Source organism: Luteimonas sp. AC640a (assembly GCF_979256585.1).
In genome coordinates this window covers 115,579-134,119 of the sequence record NZ_CEEDOV010000004.1, presented here as the reverse complement: position 1 = coordinate 134,119, position 18,541 = coordinate 115,579, and the positions used below count along the sequence as shown (strand labels likewise).

Sequence of the window (18,541 nt, the reverse complement as noted above, 5' to 3'; positions counted from 1 at the left end):
ACACGCCCGGTGCTGTGCGCCGGCAGTCGGTCGAGACGCCCGCGTGCGCAGCTACCTTCACGGGGGCTGCCGATCGGCAGCAGATCGCGGAGGTGGACCGCTCTACCTAGTGCTGACGCCCGATTCGGCGATAATGGTGCCATGAGTATTCACAGCAAGACGCCCGAAGAAATCGAGAAGATGCGCGTAGCCGGCCGGCTGGCCGCCGAGGTACTGCAGATCGTCGCCCCGCACGTGAAGCCGGGCGTGACGACCGAGGAACTGGATCGCATCTGTTACGACCACATCATCCGCGTGCAGGGCGCGATTCCTGCGAACGTTGGCTACAAGGGCTATCCCAAGACGACGTGCATCTCGGCAAACAACGTCATCTGCCACGGCATTCCGAACGACGCCAAGGTCCTCAAGGAAGGCGACATCATCAATATCGATGTCACCGTCATCAAGGACGGTTGGCACGGCGATACCAGCCGCATGTACTTCGTCGGTATGCCGTCGGTGATGGCGCGGCGTCTGGTCGAGGTGACGCGCGAGGCGATGTGGCGCGGCATCCGGGAAGTGAAGCCGGGCGCGACGCTCGGCGATGTCGGCCACGCGATCCAGAAATATGCCGAAGCCGAGCGTTTCAGCGTGGTGCGCGAGTACTGCGGCCACGGCATCGGCAAGGTCTATCACGACGAACCGCAGGTGCTGCATTACGGCACACCGGGCGCCGGCGTCGTGCTCAAGGAAGGCATGACCTTCACGATCGAGCCGATGATCAACGAGGGCACGCGCTTCACCAAGGTGCTGCCCGATGGCTGGACCGTGGTCACCAAGGACCGGAAGCTGTCCGCGCAGTGGGAGCACACGGTCGCAGTCACCGCCGATGGGGTGGATGTGCTGACGCGCATCCCAGGCGACGACAACGACCCGTTTCTCATCGACGCGCATCGCTGACGTGGGCGAGCGCACCGCCCCCCAGGTCCCCGGCGCCGACAGCGACGATATGGCATGGGTGGCGGAGGCGCGCGCCGCGCTCGCTGCCCATGACGCACGTCTGGCGCAGGGCTTCGACGCCGGCCAGCACATCGACCGCCTGCTGGCCGCGCGTGCCAACGCCGTCGACGGCTGGGTACGCAAGGCCTGGGCGCGCTGCATTCCGGGCGACGCGCCGCTGGCGCTGTTCGCGGTCGGCGGGTACGGCCGCGGCGAACTGTTTCCGCATTCCGATATCGATCTGCTGGTCATCGCCACGTCGCAGGCGCAGGCCGAACATGCCGAAGCACTGGGCCGCATGCTCGCGCTGCTGTGGGATTTCGGGTTGCCGGTCGGTCACGCGGTGCGCAGCTTCGAGGAGTGCACGCGCGCCGCCGACGATGTCACCGTGCTGACCGCGCTGCTGGAAGCGCGCCCGCTGCTGGCCAATATCGGCGAGGTGCGCGCGTTGATGGACGCGATCGCCGATACCAAGATCTGGCCGGCGGACGATTTCTTCCATGCCAAGCGCCGCGAACTCGAAATGCGCCACGCGCGCTTCGGCGACACGGCCGACAATCTCGAACCCAACATCAAGGACGGCCCCGGTGGCCTGCGCGACGTGCACAACCTGCGCTGGATGGCGCGGCGCGTGCTGGGCGTCTACGGCACCGAGGAACTGATCGCGCTGGGCCAGCTCGGCGTGGACGAACACGCGACGCTCGAGCGCGAACGCCGCACGCTGTCGCGGCTGCGGTTCGGCCTGCATCTGGTCGCCGGCAAGGCCGAAGAACGCCTGCGTTTCGACTATCAGAAAGCACTGGCGGCGCGGCTGCATCACGTCGAGGCCGCGGACGACGCGCCTGTCGATAACCGGCTCGTCGAGAAGATGATGCAGGAGTTCTACCGCAGCGCCTCGGTAGTGCAGCGGATCAGCGAACGCATGCTGCAGCGGTTCGAGGAGCAGATCGAAGGCGAGGGCACGTTGCAGCCGCTCGATGCCGAGTTCGGCAGCCAGCGTGGGTATCTGGTCGCGCGCGACGATGTGTGGCCGGGCGGTGACATCGCCCGCGTGTTCGACCTGTTCGCGATGTGGGCCGATCACCAGGAACTGCGCGGCCTGCATTCGCAGACGGCGCGCGCGTTGGCCGAATCGCTGCATGCGCTGCCGTCGTGGCGCAACGCGTCGACCGAACTTCGCGAGCAGTTCCTCGGCCTGCTGCGCGGTCCGATTCCGGTGCGCACGCTCGAACGCATGGCGCGGCTGGGCGTGCTGGGCGTGTGGATTCCGGAGTTCGCGAACGTCACCGGCCGGATGCAGTTCGACCTGTTCCACGTCTACACGGTCGATCAGCACACGCTCGCGGTGCTGCGCAACATCGCCAGCTTCGCATCCGAGGCGCCGGACGAGCGTTTCTCCAGCGCGCACGAAGTCTGGCCGCAATTGCGCAAGCCGGAACTGCTGCTGATCGCCGGCCTGTTCCACGACATCGCCAAGGGCCGCGGCGGTGACCATTCCGAACTCGGCGCAGTCGATGCGCGCGAATTCTGCGAAGGCCACGGCCTCGGCGAGCCCGATACCGCGCTCGTCGAATGGCTGGTCAAGCGGCACCTGCTGATGTCGACCAGCGCGCAGAAGCTCGACATCTCCGATCCGGCGGTGATCCACAAGTTCGCCACCGAAGTCGCCGACCGCGAGCGGCTCGATTACCTCTACCTGCTGACCTGCGCTGACATCGCCGGCACTTCGCCGAAGCTGTGGAACGCGTGGAAAGATCGCCTGCTGACCGACTTGCGCAGCGCGACGCGGCTGGCATTGCGGCGTGGTCTGGAGAATCCGGTCGCTGCCATCGAGCGCATCGCCGAAGCGCGCGACCGTGCACGGGGCCTGCTGTCGGCGCATGGCGTCAACGACACCGAAGCCGATGCGCTGTTCGCGCGGATTCCGCAGGAGAGCTTCCTGCGCGGCCGCGCCGACCAGGTGGTCTGGCAGGCGCTGGGCCTGCGCGACACCGTCGACGGCGATGTCGTCGTGCGCGTGCGCCGACTCGCCGCAGGCGCCCAGGCGTTGGAAGTCTTCGTGCATTCGCCCGATCGCGATGGGCTGTTCTCGGCCATCGTCATCACCCTCGACCGCCTCGGCCTGGTGATCCAGCAGGCACGCGCGCTGGACGGCCCTGCGGGCACGATCTTCGACGTCTTCCAGGTGCTACCGGCCGATACGCGGCAGAGTCTCGAACTCGCCTCGATCGAGCGCACGCTCACCACGGCCCTCATGGGCTCGATGGACCTGCGCCCCGCACGCCGCGCCCAGCCACGACATCTGCGTCATTTCCGCGTGCCGCCGCGTATCGAGTTCAACGCCAGCGCCGATGGCCGGCACACGGTTTTCAGTCTCGTCTGCACCGATCGTCCCGGCCTGCTGGCCGATGTCGCCCACGTGCTGCGCCAGCATCGCGTGCGTGTGCACGACGCGCGCGTGGCGACGTTCGGCGAACGCGTCGAGGACGTGTTCCGGCTCAGCGACAGCGCTGGTCGTCTGCTCGACGACGATGCGCAGGACGCCTTGCGCACCGCACTGCTCGCCTCGATCGACGGCGACGTGGCACGATAACGCCCCGTTTTTCCTCCACGAAGTTCCGTCATGACCCAAGCCCTCCAGACCACCATCGAAGATGCGTTCGCGCGTCGCGCCGAACTGACTGCCGCCGAGATCGGCGATGCCGTCAAACCGGCCGTCGAGCAGGCGATGCAGGGCTTGGAGTCGGGCGAACTGCGCGTCGCGCAGCCCGATGGCAACGGCGGCTGGCAGGTCAACGAATGGCTGAAGAAGGCGGTGCTGCTGTATTTCCGCACTAACGACATGGCCGTCGTCGACGCACAGCCGGCGCCGTTCTGGGACAAGGTCGAGCCGCGGTTCGCCGGCTATGACGAAGCCAAGTTCAAGGCCGCCGGCGTGCGCGTGGTGCCGGGTGCGGCCGTGCGCCGCGGCACCTATTTCGGACGCGATGTCGTGCTGATGCCGAGCTTCGTCAACATCGGCGCGTATGTCGGCGAAGGCACGATGGTCGACACCTGGGCGACCGTTGGCTCCTGCGCGCAGATCGGCAAGCACGTGCATCTGTCGGGCGGCGCCGGTATCGGCGGCGTGCTGGAACCGCTGCAGGCCAGTCCGACGATCATCGAGGACCACTGCTTTATCGGCGCGCGTTCGGAAGTCGTCGAAGGCGTCGTCGTCGGCCACCACAGCGTGATCGGCATGGGCGTGTTCCTCGGCCAGTCGACCCGCATCTACAACCGCGCGACCGGCGAAGTCAGCTACGGCTACGTGCCGCCGGGCAGCGTCGTCGTGTCCGGCCAACTGCCGTCGCAGGACGGTTCGCATTCGCTGTACTGCGCGGTGATCGTCAAGCAGGTCGACGAGAAGACCCGCAGCAAGACCAGCGTCAATGATCTGCTGCGTGGGCTTGCGGACTGAGTGCCATGACCACCACCGTCTACGGCCTCAAGAACTGCGACACCTGCAAGAAGGCGACGAAGTGGCTCGACCGCTTCGGCGTCGCGCACAGCTTCGTCGACTATCGCGATACCAAGCCGACGCCGGAGACGCTGGTCGACTGGGCCGGCAAGCTCGGTGGGTTCGAGGCGATGGTCAACAAGTCCTCGACGACCTGGCGCCAGCTGCCGGACAACCGCAAGGCCGCGGCCAGTGATGCGGAGTGGAAGCTGTTGTTGCGCGAGTATCCACAGCTGATCCGGCGTCCGCTGGTGGTCACCGATGATGGCGAGACCAGCCAGGGATTCAGCGACAACGGCTTCAAAAAGCGCTTCAACATCGACTGAGACGTTTGCAATGCACCCGTAGGAGCGCGCTTGCGCGCGAACGGGCGTTCCGGGATCGTCTTTCGCGCGCCAGCGCGCTCCTACGAGAGGCTGATCCCGATCTGTTCTGCTGCACCGGAGTGCACCTCACGATGTCCGACGTCCTCGATCTCACACGTGACCTGATCGCACGCAAGTCGGTCACGCCCGACGATGCCGGCTGCCAGGCGCTGATCGCCGCGCGCCTTGCAGCGGCAGGCTTCACGATCGAATCGATGCGCCACGGCGAGGTCGACAATCTCTGGGCCACGCACGGGCAGGGCGCGCCTATGCTGGTGCTGCTCGGGCATACCGATGTCGTGCCGAGCGGGCCGGTCGAGGCCTGGGCATCCGATCCCTACGAACCCGAGATCCGCGACGGCGTGCTCTACGGCCGCGGCGCGGCGGACATGAAGAGCGGTGTCGCGGCGTTCGTCGTCGCGGCCGAGCGCTTCGTCGCTGCGCATCCCGATCACGTGGGCACGCTCGCGCTGCTGCTGACGTCGGACGAAGAAGGCGATGCGATCGACGGCGTGCGCCGCGTCGCGCGGACATTCGCCGAGCGCGGCACGCGCGTCGACTGGTGCATCACCGGCGAGCCATCTTCGACGTCGACGCTCGGCGATCTGCTGCGCGTCGGTCGGCGCGGCAGCCTGTCGGCCACGTTGACCGTACGCGGCGTGCAGGGGCACGTGGCGTATCCGGACAAGGCGCGCAATCCGATCCATGACGTGGCGCCGGCGCTGGCCGAGCTCGTCGCGCGGCGCTGGGACGACGGCTTCGAATCCTTTCCGCCGACCAGCCTGCAGATCAGCAATATCACCGCCGGCACCGGTGCGACGAACGTCATTCCCGGTACCGCGACCGTGCAGTTCAACCTGCGCTACACGCCGCACTGGGATGCGCCGAAGCTGGAAGCCGAGATCGCGGCACTGCTCGATCGCCATGCACTCGACTACACGCTGGCCTGGCATCGCAGCGGCGAACCGTTCTACACGCCTGAAGGCCCGCTGCGCGCGGCCGCGCGCGAGGTGCTGACGACGTTCGCCGGCGCGCCGCCCGAGGAAAGTACGGGGGGCGGCACCTCGGATGCGCGCTTCATCGCGCCACTCGGCGCGCAATGCATCGAGATCGGGCCGGTCAACGCCAGCATCCACCAGGTCGACGAGCACATCCGCGTCGCCGATCTCGAAGCGCTGCCCGATCTCTACGAAGCGCTGATCGCGCGCCTGTTGCCCGACGTGGAGTGACGCCTTGTCCGCGTGTCGACGCGCGCGCGTGCACGCTGCACAGGAAGGGAGAACACCATGACCGATTCCGCCATCGTCGCCTGTCCGCAATGCCACACCCGCAACCGCGTGCCGCATGCGCGGCTGGCGGATGCGCCGACGTGCGGCAAGTGCCAAGCCGTCCTGCTGCCTGCGCACCCGATCACCTTGACCGCGGGCACGTTCGACGCGCACGCACTGCAGTCGGATCTGCCGCTGCTGGTCGACTTCTGGGCGCCGTGGTGCGGGCCGTGCCTGTCGATGGCGCCTGCGTTCGAACAGGCCGCCGCGCAGCTCGCGCCGCGGATCGTGCTGGCCAAGGTCGATACCGAAGCAGAACCAGTGCTGGGCGGCCGCTTTCATATCCGCAGCATCCCGACGCTGGTGCTGTTCGCCGGTGGTCGCGAAGTCGCGCGCCAGTCCGGCGCACTGCCGTTGCAGGCGATCCTGCAGTTCGCGCGCCAGCAACGCTAACGTGAATCCTCAGACCCAGCCGGTCGCGTAGAACAGGCCGATGATCACGAACACCGCGAGTGTCTTGATCAGGGTGATCGCGAAGATGTCCTTGTAGGCCTGGCGATGGGTCAGGCCGGTCACCGCGAGCAGGGTGATCACCGCGCCGTTATGCGGCAGCGTGTCCATGCCGCCCGATGCCATCGATGCGACGCGGTGCAGGACTTCCATTGGAATGCCGGCCGCGTTCGCATTCGCGATGAAGGTCTCCGACATCGCGGCGAGCGCGATGCCCATGCCGCCCGAGGCCGAACCGGTGATGCCGGCGAGCGCGGTCACGGTGACGGCTTCATTGACCAGCGGATCGGAAATCGTGCCGAGGCCACGGGTCACCAGCAGGAAGCCTGGCAGCGCGGCGATGACCGCGCCGAAGCCGTATTCGGACGCGGTGTTCATCGAGGCCAGCAACGCGCCGTTGATCGCGGTCTTCGTGCCGTCGGCGAAACTCGTCAGCACCGGCTTCCATGCAAACGCCAGCACGGTGAGGATGCCGACCAGCAGCGCGCCCTGAACCGCCCAGATCGCGGCGATCCGCGAGACTTCCTGCACGACCGGCGCGGGATCGCCGATCACGCTCGGCAGAAAACTGTGGCTCTCGCCGTAGAAGGTCGGAATCCAGCGGGTGAATACGATGTTGCTCACGCCGACCAGCACCAGCGGCAGCAGCGCGATCAGCGGATTGGCGAGCGTCCCGCCGGCGAACGGCGCGGGTTCGTTGAGCAGCGTCGCGGGATCGCCATAGCCTTCTCCCGCACGCAGCGCCGCGCGGCGGCGCCATTCGAGATACGTCATGCCGATGGCGAGAATGAAGACGCCGCCGATCGTCCCCAGCACCGGCGCCGCCCAGGCATCGGTGCCGAAGAACGAGGTCGGAATGATGTTCTGGATCTGCGGCGTGCCGGGCAGGGCATCCATCGTGAAGGTGAAGGCGCCGAGCGCGATCGTGCCCGGGATCAGCCGCTTGGGGATGTCGCTCTGGCGGAACAGCTCGGACGCGAACGGATACACCGCGAACACGACGACGAACAGCGACACGCCGCCGTAGGTCAGCAGCGCGCAGACCACGACGATCGACAGCATCGCCTGCTTCGGTCCGAACAGCCGGATGGTCGCGGCGACGATCGACTTCGAGAAGCCCGACAGTTCGATGACCTTGCCGAACACCGCGCCGAGCAGGAACACCGGGAAATACAGCTTCAGGAAGCCCACCATCTTGTCCATGAAGAGGCCGGTGAACATCGGCGCGACCAGGGTGGGATCGGTCAGCAGCACCGCGCCGAGTGCGGCGATCGGCGCGAACAGGATCACGCTGTAGCCGCGGTAGGCGACCACCATCAGGAACACCAGCGCGCCCAGTACGATCAGAAAGTCCATGTCGTCCCACACTTCCCCGCGGCCGGAGGGCCAGATGGGGCGCAGTGTCGACGTCGCCGCGCATGGCCGGCCATTGTCCGAAGGTACGATGCCGCGCGGCGCCGTCACTCCCTACTCTTGCGTTCGGGCGGCACCGTGCCGCACACATGCGACCCGTGGGAGGGGACACAATGAAGCGCAACACCATCCGGCATACCGCCCTGAGTCTGGCTGTGGGTCTGGGGCTCTCCGTACCTGCGGTGCACGCGCAGCAAGCCACCGAACCGGCGCCGCAGACGCAGACCGGCAGTTCCGCCACGACGCTCGACGCGATCACCGTCACCGCGCGTCGCCGCAGCGAATCGATCCAGGACGTGCCGGTCGCGGTCAGCGCCTTCGGCGAGGAACAGCTCAAAGACCTGCAGGCCAACAACATCGACGGCCTGCAGGGCGCCGTGCCCAACCTCAACATCGTCCAGGGCCGCGGTTCGGCCAACAGCGTCAACGCCTTCATCCGCGGCATCGGCCAGCCGGACGCATTGCAGACCTTCGATCCGGGCGTGGGCCTGTACGTCGACGACGTCTACTACTCGCGCATCAACGGCGCGCTGTTCTCGCTGTTCGACGTGCAGCAGGTCGAAGTGCTGCGCGGCCCGCAGGGCACGCTGTACGGCAAGAATTCGACCGGCGGCGCGATCAAGGTCACGACCAAGAATCCTTTCGACGACAGCGGTGGCGCGGTCGAACTGACCGGCGGCGACCACGGCCGTGCCGAAGGCCGTTTCTACGTCTCCGGCAAGCTCAGCGAGACTGTGGCGGCGAGCTTCGCCGGCGCGTGGCTCAACCACGACGGCTTCATCCGCGACCGCGTGAGTGGCAAGCACTACAACGACGACGATACGCGCGCGCTTCGCGCCAAGATCGCGTTCCAGCCGACCGACGACTTCCGCGCGACCCTGTCGATCGACCACACGAAGCAGGATGCCGCCCTGTCGCTCGGCCAGCCGACCGCGCCGCTGCGTCGCACGGATCTCGCGCTGGGAACGGTCACGCTGCTGCCCGCGCCGACCGGCGAGTTCGATTTCACCGCGCGCACCTCGTTCCGCCCCGATCAGGGACAGGAACTGAAGCACTCGGGCGTGTCGCTGGCGGCGGAATGGGATCTGAGCGATGCCGTGCTGTTCAAGAGCATCACCTCGTATCGCGAGCTGGAAACGCATTCCTTCATCGACATCGACGCGTCCGAATTCGAGCTCGGCGACGTGCTGGTCGCGCTGGACCAGAACCAGTTCAGCCAGGAATTCCAGCTGCAATACGACAACGGCCGCAATCTGCAGACGACGTTCGGCGCGTACTACATGAAGGAGGACGTGCCGTCCTACCAGGAGGCCTACGCCGACGATCTGTTCGCGTTCGCCGGTACGCGCGTGCCGTTCCTGCGCACCATCGCCGACGATCTGAGCACCGAGAGCATCGCCGCCTTCGCGCATGCGAACTGGGAGTTCGTGCCCACCTGGAAGCTCGCCGCCGGCCTGCGCTGGACGCGCGACACCAAGGATTACGACCGCAGCACCAGCACTGTCTGGGGCGCGCCGCTGAGCGCGCTCAACGAGACCGTCGCCTTCAGCGCGAAGAAGAGCTGGACCGCATGGACGCCCTCGGTGAGCCTGCAGAAGGCGTTCTCCGAACACCTCATGGGCTACGTGTCGGCGAACCGCGGCTTCAAGTCGGGCGGCTTCAACGGCCGCGCCAATACGCGCGCCGATGCGGCGGCGCCGGATTTCGATCCGGAGTTCGTCTGGACCTACGAAGTGGGCATGAAGGGCAGTTCGTCCGACAACCGCCTGCGCGGCGGCGTCGCGGCGTTCTGGAGCGAGTACAAGGATTTCCAGGCGCGCGTGTCGCAGGACGTCGGCACGTTCCCGGTGCTCAATGCCGCGGAGCTCGAGATCAAGGGCATCGAGTTCGAGGGCAGCGCGCTGCTCGGCGAGACCACGACGCTCAGCGCGCAGCTCGGCTATCTCGACGCGCAGTACAAATCCTTCGAGGATTTCCGTCTCGACCCGTCGTATCCGGGCTTCGATCCGAACGTCAACCACGACCACGTGCCGTTCTCGCCGGAATGGACCGCGCGCGTGGCCCTGCAGCACGGCTTCCCGCTCGCCAACGGCGGCCAGGTCAGCGTCGGTGGTGACGTGTCGTACCGCAGCGATACCTGGCTGTCGGTCGACAACCGCGCCAACCTCAGCCAGGACGCCTACACGCTGGTCGGCGCCTACGGCGTGTGGGATTCGCCGCAATACGTGTGGCAGGTGCGCGCCGGTGTGCGCAATCTGACCGACAGGACCTACAAGGTCGAAGGCCAGGAGTTCGCCAGCGTCGGCAACATCCAGACCGCGTACTACGGCTGGCCGCGCAACTGGTACGTGTCGGTGCGCTACAACTTCTGACGCGTCGCGGTTCCGACATGATTGATGGAAGCGGAGGCCGCCTGCGGGCGGCCTTCGTGCGTCCGGAGCACGCCCAGCGCTGCGCTATGCTCGCCGGCGAATCGAGGGGACACCACGCCGTGATTGCGGCATCGACAACGCGCTTCAGGATCACGGCATGTTGAGTGTCGGCGTCGTCGTCGCCGCGGTCGGCCTGTGGCTGGCCGCGATGTTCGCTGCAGCGGTCTACGGCGAGCGGCATCCCGATGCGCTCGGTGCGCGCTGGCGGCATATCTACGTGCTGTCGCTTGCGGTGCACTGCACCTCGTGGACCTTCTACGGCACGGTCACGCAGGCCGCGCGTTACGGCTGGCCACTGCCGCCGACGTTTCTCGGCGCGATCCTGTTCCATCTGCTGGCGTGGCCGGTGCTGCTGCGGCTCGTGCGGCTCGCGCGCGACAGCAACGCGACATCCCTGGCCGATCTGATCGCATCGCGACTCGGGCGCGATGCCTGGCTCGCGGCGACGGTCACGCTGGTCGTCGCCCTGGGTCTGGTGCCTTACATCGCACTGCAGCTGAAAGCGGTGGCGATGAGCTACGCGACGCTGCTCGGGCATCAGCAGGCGCAGGCGGGCGCGGTGGCGCCTTGGCAGGACAGCGCGCTGTACGTGGCGCTGGCGATGGCGCTGTTCACGATGCTGTTCGGCACGCGCCGCGCGAGCGCCGCGGGACACAACCGGGGTCTCGTGCTGGCGATGGCCTTCGAATCGGTGTTCAAGCTCGCAGCGATGCTCGCGCTGGGCCTGTTCGTCTGGTTCGGCCTACGCGGTCTGCCCGGACTCGCATCGTCCGCGGTCGCAACGCCGGTGATCGGTAGTGCCAGCGGTTTCGTGCCTTTGGTGCTGCTGGGCGCCGCGGCGATGTTCATCATGCCGCACCAGTTCCATGTCGGCGTCGTGGAATGCCGTGACGAATCGCACGTGCGCGCGGCGCGCTGGCGTTTCCCGCTGTACCTGTTGCTGATCGCGCTGCCGATGCTGCCGCTCGCGCGCGCAGGCAGTGCATTGCTCGGCGACTCGGTGTCGTCGGACATGTACGCGCTCGCGCTGCCGCTGGCGATGGGGCAGGAGGGACTCGCGCTGGTGGTGTTCCTCGGCGGCCTGAGCGCGGCGACCGGCATGGTCATCGTCAGCACGCTGACCTTGAGCCTGATGATCGGCAACCACTGGTTCGCACCCGGCCTGCTGCGCGGCGCGTGGTCGCGCGGCGAAGGCGACGATCATCGCGGCGCGCTGCTGATGCTGCGGCGTGGGGTGATCGTCGCGATCATGCTGCTGGGCTGGATCTACAGCCGCATGGTCAGCGGCAACGACGCGCTCGCCGATGTCGGCGCGGTCTCGTTCTCGGCGCTGGCCACGCTGGTGCCCGCGCTCGGCTTCGCGGTGCTGCGTCCGCAGACGCCGCCGTTCGCTGCCCTGGTCGGGGTACTCGCGGCATTCGCGGCCTGGGCCTGGGTGATGCTGGTGCCGATGCTCGCCGGCGATGCGCCGATGTGGCTGCAGGCCTGGCCGGCCGCGCTCGCATGGCTGTCGCCCGATGGCCTGTTCGGGCTGACCGGCTGGAGCCGGCTCGGTCGCGCGGTCGGCGCGAGCCTTTTCGTCGGCGTCGCGCTGACGCTGCTGTTGTCGCTGCGCCACTCGCCAGACGACGCGGCCGCGCGACGGCGGCGTCCTGGTGCCAGCCGACAAACACTGGCGAGCGCCGGCCGGCGCTTCCTGTCGAGTGCGCGCGTGGACGAACTGCTGCAGGACGCGCCGGCGCAGGGACCCGTCCCGCGGCGCGTACAGGCGCGGATGGAACGCGAACTGTCGGCCGTGCTCGGTGCGGCATCCGCGCGTCTGCTGCTCGATGCCGCGCGTCGAGATGCCGGCCCGGATTTCGACACCGTCGCGGCCATCGTCGGCGAGGCCTCACAGGATCTGCGCTTCAACCAGCGCGTACTCGAAGCAGCGCTGGAGAACATGACCCAGGGCATCAGCGTCGTCGACGACAAGCTGCGGCTGGTTGCGTGGAACGCGCGCTACGCCGAACTGTTCGGCTATCCGGCGTCATTGCTGCGCGTGGGCGTGGAAGTCGCGGCGCTGGTGCGGCACAACGTCGGCAGCGGCCTGATCGGCGCGGTGGACGTCGAGGCCGAGGTCGACAAGCGCCTGCGGCACATGCGCGCCGGCACGCCCTATGTCGCCGAGCGCCGTCTGGCGGGCGGGCAGGTCATCGAGATCCGCGGCAACACGATGCCTGGCGGCGGTTTCGTGGCGACCTTCACCGATGTCACCGCGTTTCGCCGGACCGAACACGCGCTGCGGCTGTCGAACGAGACGCTGGAGCAGCGCGTCGCCGAACGCACCGACAGTCTCGACCAGGCCCGTCGCGAGGCCGAGCGCGCGAATCTCGCCAAGACCCGCTTCCTGACCGCCGTCGGTCACGATCTGATGCAGCCGCTGCATGCCGCGCAGCTGTTCACCGATGCGCTGTCGCAGCAGTTGCCGGGCGATGTGGAACCGCGCCTGCGGCAGATCCGCGGCGCGCTGGATTCGACCAGCGATCTGCTGACCGGCCTGTTCGACATGTCGCGGCTGGAAGCCGGCGGTCTGGTGCCGCAGCCGCGCGCGTTTCCGCTGGCCGAAGTGCTCGAACCGCTGGCCTCCGAATTTGCCGCGCTTGCGGCCGAGCGCGGGCTGACGTTCCGTTACGTGCGCAGCCGCGTCTGGGTCGGCAGCGATCCGCAGCTGCTGCGGCGCGTGTTGCAGAACTTCCTCGGCAATGCGGTGCGCTACACGCAGCGTGGTGGTGTGCTGATCGGTGTGCGGCGCGTGCGCGGCCAGGTGCGCATCGAAGTCCACGACACCGGGCCCGGTATTGCGGACGCGCAGCAGGCGGTGATCTTTGAGGAGTTCCGCCGCGGCGAAGGCGCAGCGGGGCAGGGGCTCGGACTGGGCCTGGCGATCGCGGACCGCATCGCGCATCTGCTGCAGACGCCGATCGCCCTGCGCAGCCGCATCGGGCATGGGACGGTGTTCTCGATCGCGGTCGCCGCTGCGCAGGCCGATCGCGCCGCGCCGCTGCCGACCCGCGCAGGTCTCGCCGGTGCGCGCGTGCTGGTCGTCGACAACGATCCCGCAGCACTCGCGGCACTGGCAACGCTGCTGCGCGGCTGGGGCTGCAGCGTGGATGCGGTCGCCGATGGCGATGCGGCCGCGCATGCGCTCACGCAGATGCCGGCCGATCTGTGGGTGTTCGACTACCACCTTGACGATGGCGACACCGGTATCGCGCTGCACACGCGACTCGCCGCGCGCTTCGGCGAGCGCCCGACGCTGATCGTCAGCGCCGACGACACCGGTGCGGTGCGCAGCGATGCGCTTGCCACCGGTCTGTCTCTGCTGCCCAAGCCGGTGCGGCCGCTCGCGCTGAAGTCGGTGCTGGATCGCATGCGCGCGATGCGCGGTTGAAGGCCACTGCCGGTCGGCTCGCTACAATGGCGGGCTTCCGAAGTCCTCGACCGCATCCCGATGCCCTACACCCCGATCGTCGCCACCCTCGGCTACGTGCTTTCGCCCGACCGCCGCCAGGTGCTGATGATCCATCGCAATGCGCGGCCCGGCGATCACCATCTCGGCAAGTACAACGGCCTCGGCGGCAAGGTGGAGCCGGACGAGGACGTCGTCGCCGGCATGCGCCGCGAGATCATGGAAGAGGCCGGCATTACCTGCGAGGCGATGACGCTGCGCGGGACGATCAGCTGGCCCGGCTTCGGCAAGCATGGCGAGGACTGGCTGGGCTTCCTGTTCGTCATCGAGGCGTTCGAGGGCACGCCGATGACCTCGAATCCGGAAGGCACGCTGGAGTGGGTCGACGTCGACCGCATTCTGGAACTGCCGCTGTGGGAAGGCGACCGCCAGTTCCTGCCGCTGGTGTTCGACACAGACCCGCGTGCGTTCCACGGCGTGATGCCGTACCGAGACGGGCGCATGCAGTCGTGGTCGTTCTCGCGGCTTTGAGGCGCGCTGCGCGCTGCTGGTCCATCGATCGCGGCGCCCGCTGAACCGCATCAGCGGGAACCGCAGGCGACGGATCCTGCGGCGACGCCGTCCCTGTGCCGCAGGTGTATGCTCCGCCGCCATCGCGCCCCGCAATCGTGTGAGGGCGCAGGCGAGGGGTTCGCATGGCGTTGTCGTCCCGGCGTTCGCTGCAGGCACTGGTCGCGCGCGCGCTCGCGCACGCCGATACCTTGCGCCGGATCGCGATCGTCGTCGGCGTACTGGCGATCGGCACCTTGCTGGTGTTCGCGTTGCGCGGCTTCTGGCACGAACTGCGCTACGACGACATCGTCGCCGCGATCGAGGCCACGCCCGGCGCCCGGATCGCGCTCGCGGTGCTCGCAACCGCGGTGAGCTTCGCCGCGCTGGTCGGTTACGACGCCAGTGCGCTGCGCTACGTCGGCGCCCGTGTGCCGCCGCGCACCATCGCCAAGACCGCCTTCGTCGCCTATGCGCTGAGCAACACCATCGGCCTCGGCGTGTTCACCGGCGGCGCGGTGCGGATGCGGCTCTACGGCGCTGCCGGTGTGGAGCCGGCCGACGTCTCGCGCGCGATCGTCTTCAACGCGCTGGTGTTCGGGCTCGGTGCCTGCGCGGTCGGCGGCGCCGGTCTGTGGTGGGACGCCGCTGCACTCGCGCCGCTGCTGCGTCTGCCGGCCTGGGCGGTCGCAGTCTGCGGCGCGTCGGCGTTGGCCGCGGTGCTGCTGGTACTGGCGCTGTGCCTCGTGCGCGATCGCATTGGCCGCGTGCGATTGCCATCGCCGCGACTCGCCTGGACGCAGCTCGCGCTGTCGGTGCTCGACATCACCGCGGCGGCTGCGGTGCTGTGGCTGTTGCTGCCCGAAGGCGCGGTTGGATTCGCGACTTTCCTCGGGTTCTATGCGGCGGCCGTTGTCATCGGTGTCATCAGCCATGTGCCCGGTGGGCTGGGTGTGTTCGAGGCGGTGATGCTGGTCGCGCTCGGCAGCAGCGTGCCTGCGGGCGAACTCGCCGGCGCGCTGGTGCTGTACCGGCTCGTCTACTACGTGTTGCCGCTGCTGATCGCGCTGGGCGTGCTGATCGTCCACGAGACCGGCCAGCTGGCGACGCCAGCGCGGCGTTTCCTGTCCGGGCTGGCGCCGCGTGTCCTCGCCGCCGCCACCCTGGTCGCGGCGGTGATGCTGCTGGTCTCGGGCGCGACGCCGGCGACCGGCCGCGCGTTGCAGACCCTGCAGGTGCTGCCGCTGCCGCTGGTCGAGGCCGCGCATTTCCTCAGTTCGATCATCGGCGTGCTGCTGCTGTTCGTCGCGCGCGCCTTGTTGCGCCGACTCGATGCGGCGTGGTTGGCGGCCGTCCTGCTGGTGGCACTCGCGCTGCTGTTCGCCTTGCCCAAGGGTTTGGCGTTGACCGAGGCGGTCGTGTTGTCGGCGCTGCTGGTCGCGTTGCTCGCGTCGCGGCGCTCGTTCAAGCGCCGGGCCTCGCTGCTGGCGGTCCCGTTCACCGGCGGCTGGCTGCTGGCGATGGCGGTGATCTGCATCGTGGTGACCGGTCTGCTGTTTTTCGCCTATCGCGATGTCGCCTACGGCCACCAGCTGTGGTGGCAGTTTGCGGTGTCGGGCGAGGCGCCGCGTTCGCTGCGCGCGATGGTCGCGGTCGCGGTGGTCGCGCTGGTGCTGGCGCTGCGCCAGCTGGTGCGGCCGGGCATGCCGGCGCCGCCCTTGCCGGATGCCGCTCAGCTTGCGCAGGCGCAGGCGATCCTGCGCACGCAGTCGCAGGCCGATGCAGGCCTGGTACTGACCGGCGACAAGCATCTGCTGTTCTCGGACGCCGGTGATGCCTTCCTGATGTACGGCCGTCAGGGACGCTCGTGGATCGCGCTGTTCGATCCGGTCGGCCCGCGCGAATCCTCGCCGGAACTCGTCTGGCGCTTTCTCGAACACGCCCGCGATGCCGGTGCACGCGGCTGTTTCTACCAGGTCGGGCAGGACGCGCTGCCGCTGTATCTCGATGCCGGCCTGCGACTGTTCAAGCTCGGCGAGTACGCGAGTGTTCCGCTGGCCGGTTTCTCGCTGCAGGGCAAGCGTCGCGGCAATCTGCGCACTGCAGTCAATCGCGCCGAGCGGGAGGGGCTGACCTTCGCGATCATCGATGCCGCCGACGTGCCGGCCGCGGCGCCGGCTTTGCGTGTGGTGTCAGATGCCTGGCTCGGCGAACATCGCGCTGCAGAAAAACGCTTCTCGATCGGCGCGTTCGATCCAGATTACGTCGCGCGCAATCCGGTCGCGGTGGTGCGTGATGGCGCGCGGATCGTCGCGTTCGCCAGCCTGCTCGTCGCCGGTGAGCCTGCGAGCGGCGAGGCGGAAGCCAGCATCGATCTGATGCGGCATCTGCCCGATGCGCCGCCCGGCACGATGGATTTCCTGTTCGCGCGTCTGCTGCAGCATCTCTCCGATGCGGGCTATGTGCGATTCGGTCTCGGCATGGCGCCGCTGTCGGGCATGGCCGCGCATGCGCTCGCCCCGAACTGGCATCGCATGGGCCGGCTGCTGTTCGCGCGCGGCGAGCAGTTCTACAACTTCCGCGGCCTGCGCGCGTTCAAGGACAAGTTCGATCCGCAGTGGGATGCGCGCTATCTGGCGACGCCCGGCGGCGTTGCGCCGTTGCTGGTGCTGGCGGACGCCGCGGCGTTGATCGCCGGTGGCTATCGTGGAGTGCTGTCGAAATGAGACCGCTGTGGATCTGCGTGCTCGCACTGGTGTGCGCGTGTCCTGCGGCCGCGCAGGAACGCGTCAGCCACGGCTTTTTCCACGACGTCGCGTTGACGCGTCCGGCGCAGCCAGCCACGCACACCGTGCTGCTGCTCGGCACGGGCGACGATACCGCGACCGCGGCAGTGCTCGCGCGCGACGGTGCGCTGGTCGCCGCGATCGATGTGACCCGTCTGCAGGCCGCATTCGCGAAGGACACCGCTCCCTGCGCCTTCCCCGATGGCGATCTCGAAAATCTCTCGCACTGGCTGCAGGGCTACGCGCGGCTGCCGGATTACCGGCCCCCGGTGCTGGTCGGGCAGGGCGATGGCGCTGCGATCGTGTATGCGATGGCTGCGCAGGCGAATCGCGGTGTGTTCGCCGGTGTGATCACGCGCGGCGCGCTGCCGCCGCTCGCGCTCGGCAAGCCGCCGTGCAAGGGCGCGGGCACGCTGTTCGTGGCGTCGACGCCGGTACCGAAGACGGTGGCACTGCAGGCGGTGCAGAAGTTGGTGGCGCCATGGCTCGCTTTAGGCGATGCGCGCGAACTGCCGGAATTGCAGGCGTTCGCTGACCCCATAAACGGCGCCGCGGTGCGAGCCCACGGCAACGCAGTGCCGCCACTGCTCGCTGCCGTGCGCGCATTCGCCACGGCATCAGCACGCACGCAGCCCGCGCCACCGCCGGCCGACGTGCGTGATCTGCCGCTGGTCGAGGTGCCCGCAACCGGCACCGCGCAACCGGTGTTCGCGGTGCTGCTCAGCGGCGACGGGGGCTGGGCAGGGCTCGACGCCGAAGTCGCCGCAGCCCTCGCCGCGCGCGGCATTCCGGTCGTCGGCTTCGATTCGCTGCGCTATTTCTGGTCCGCGCGGACACCCGATGGGCTCGCCCGCGATCTGGATCGCGTGGTGCGCGCGTACGCCGCGCGCTGGCAGCGTCCGCAGGTGCTGCTGATCGGCTATTCGCAGGGCGCGGACGTGCTGCCGTTCGCGGTCAACCGTTTGCCGGCGTCGACGCGTGCGACCGTCGCGCACACGGTGCTGATGGGACTGGGCAAGCGCGCGTCGTTCGAGTTCCACGTCGGCAACTGGCTGTCGGCCGGCGACGACGATGCGCTGGAGATCGCACCGGAAGTGCTGCGTCTGTCGGCCGAGCACACGCTGTGCATCGAAGGCGAGGGCGACAGCGACGCGACCTGCGCATCGTTGCCGCCGGGCCATGTCACCGTGCGCACGCTGCCCGGCGGTCACCACTTCGGCGGCGACTACACGCGGCTCGCCGATCTGATCCTGTCCAGCACAGACACTGTGCCGCGTTGAGCCCTCAGGTCTG

Annotated in this window: 12 protein-coding genes; 11 read left to right on the top strand and 1 reads right to left on the bottom strand. The window is 68.3% G+C overall.

Annotation, left to right across the window (positions count from 1 at the left end; translation table 11 throughout):
• Positions 1–141 precede the first annotated feature (141 nt).
• The 6 genes from map to trxC all read left to right on the top strand — a co-directional run bounded on the left by map (position 142) and on the right by trxC (position 6,560).
• On the top strand, positions 142–939 hold the full coding sequence (gene map, locus ACZ9YD_RS02765) for a type I methionyl aminopeptidase (RefSeq protein WP_465073609.1): 798 nt from the start codon (positions 142–144) through the stop codon (positions 937–939).
• 49 nt (positions 940–988) lie between these two features.
• Positions 989–3,571: a [protein-PII] uridylyltransferase gene (glnD, locus tag ACZ9YD_RS02760; protein WP_465073630.1), complete on the top strand. Its 2,583-nt coding sequence runs from the start codon at positions 989–991 to the stop codon at positions 3,569–3,571.
• A 30-nt stretch (positions 3,572–3,601) separates the two neighbouring features.
• On the top strand, positions 3,602–4,435 hold the full coding sequence (dapD, locus tag ACZ9YD_RS02755) for a 2,3,4,5-tetrahydropyridine-2,6-dicarboxylate N-succinyltransferase (protein WP_465073608.1): 834 nt from the start codon (positions 3,602–3,604) through the stop codon (positions 4,433–4,435).
• A gap of 5 nt (positions 4,436–4,440) precedes the next feature.
• Positions 4,441–4,800, top strand: a complete 360-nt coding sequence (locus tag ACZ9YD_RS02750; RefSeq protein ID WP_465073607.1) for a Spx/MgsR family RNA polymerase-binding regulatory protein — start codon at positions 4,441–4,443, stop codon at positions 4,798–4,800.
• 131 nt (positions 4,801–4,931) lie between these two features.
• Positions 4,932–6,068, top strand: a complete 1,137-nt coding sequence (gene dapE / locus ACZ9YD_RS02745; RefSeq protein WP_465073605.1) for a succinyl-diaminopimelate desuccinylase — start codon at positions 4,932–4,934, stop codon at positions 6,066–6,068.
• A 57-nt stretch (positions 6,069–6,125) separates the two neighbouring features.
• A complete protein-coding gene (gene trxC / locus ACZ9YD_RS02740; protein ID WP_465073604.1) occupies positions 6,126–6,560 on the top strand; it encodes a thioredoxin TrxC in 435 nt (144 codons plus the stop codon).
• A gap of 9 nt (positions 6,561–6,569) precedes the next feature.
• On the opposite strand, the gene ACZ9YD_RS02735 is transcribed toward trxC, so the two are convergent.
• A complete protein-coding gene (locus ACZ9YD_RS02735) occupies positions 6,570–7,973 on the bottom strand; it encodes a GntP family permease (RefSeq protein ID WP_465073603.1) in 1,404 nt (467 codons plus the stop codon).
• 170 nt (positions 7,974–8,143) lie between these two features.
• On the opposite strand from ACZ9YD_RS02735, the gene ACZ9YD_RS02730 reads away from it, so the two are divergent.
• The 5 genes from ACZ9YD_RS02730 (at position 8,144) to ACZ9YD_RS02710 (ending at position 18,528) form a co-directional block, all read left to right on the top strand.
• Positions 8,144–10,402 carry a TonB-dependent receptor gene (locus ACZ9YD_RS02730; RefSeq protein WP_465073602.1) on the top strand — a complete coding sequence of 753 codons (2,259 nt, stop codon included), beginning with the start codon at positions 8,144–8,146 and terminating at the stop codon, positions 10,400–10,402.
• 157 nt (positions 10,403–10,559) lie between these two features.
• Positions 10,560–13,895 carry a hybrid sensor histidine kinase/response regulator gene (locus tag ACZ9YD_RS02725; RefSeq protein WP_465073601.1) on the top strand — a complete coding sequence of 1,112 codons (3,336 nt, stop codon included), beginning with the start codon at positions 10,560–10,562 and terminating at the stop codon, positions 13,893–13,895.
• Between the two features lie 60 nt (positions 13,896–13,955).
• Positions 13,956–14,444, top strand: coding sequence for an NUDIX hydrolase (locus ACZ9YD_RS02720; protein WP_465073600.1), 489 nt, complete (start codon positions 13,956–13,958; stop codon positions 14,442–14,444).
• A gap of 164 nt (positions 14,445–14,608) precedes the next feature.
• Positions 14,609–17,188 (top strand): bifunctional lysylphosphatidylglycerol flippase/synthetase MprF, encoded by a 2,580-nt coding sequence (gene mprF, locus ACZ9YD_RS02715; protein WP_465073599.1) that lies wholly within the window; start codon positions 14,609–14,611, stop codon positions 17,186–17,188.
• Complete coding sequence (locus ACZ9YD_RS02710; RefSeq protein ID WP_465073598.1) at positions 17,185–18,528, top strand: AcvB/VirJ family lysyl-phosphatidylglycerol hydrolase; 1,344 nt, start codon at positions 17,185–17,187, stop codon at positions 18,526–18,528. The genes mprF and ACZ9YD_RS02710 overlap by 4 nt, the downstream gene beginning before the upstream one ends.
• Positions 18,529–18,541: the final 13 nt, after the last annotated feature.

Bases quoted from the DNA above. Each gene is read 5' to 3' on its own strand.
- ACZ9YD_RS02725 (WP_465073601.1), top strand. From the start codon at position 10,560: ATGTTGAGTGTCGGCGTCGTCGTCGCCGCGGTCGGCCTGTGGCTGGCC.
- ACZ9YD_RS02720 (WP_465073600.1), top strand. From the start codon at position 13,956: ATGCCCTACACCCCGATCGTCGCCACCCTCGGCTACGTGCTTTCGCCC.
- ACZ9YD_RS02710 (WP_465073598.1), top strand. From the start codon at position 17,185: ATGAGACCGCTGTGGATCTGCGTGCTCGCACTGGTGTGCGCGTGTCCT.
- ACZ9YD_RS02730 (WP_465073602.1), top strand. From the start codon at position 8,144: ATGAAGCGCAACACCATCCGGCATACCGCCCTGAGTCTGGCTGTGGGT.
- dapE (WP_465073605.1), top strand. From the start codon at position 4,932: ATGTCCGACGTCCTCGATCTCACACGTGACCTGATCGCACGCAAGTCG.
- trxC (WP_465073604.1), top strand. From the start codon at position 6,126: ATGACCGATTCCGCCATCGTCGCCTGTCCGCAATGCCACACCCGCAAC.
- ACZ9YD_RS02735 (WP_465073603.1), bottom strand. From the start codon at position 7,973: ATGGACTTTCTGATCGTACTGGGCGCGCTGGTGTTCCTGATGGTGGTC.
- map (WP_465073609.1), top strand. From the start codon at position 142: ATGAGTATTCACAGCAAGACGCCCGAAGAAATCGAGAAGATGCGCGTA.
- glnD (WP_465073630.1), top strand. From the start codon at position 989: ATGGCATGGGTGGCGGAGGCGCGCGCCGCGCTCGCTGCCCATGACGCA.
- dapD (WP_465073608.1), top strand. From the start codon at position 3,602: ATGACCCAAGCCCTCCAGACCACCATCGAAGATGCGTTCGCGCGTCGC.
- mprF (WP_465073599.1), top strand. From the start codon at position 14,609: ATGGCGTTGTCGTCCCGGCGTTCGCTGCAGGCACTGGTCGCGCGCGCG.
- ACZ9YD_RS02750 (WP_465073607.1), top strand. From the start codon at position 4,441: ATGACCACCACCGTCTACGGCCTCAAGAACTGCGACACCTGCAAGAAG.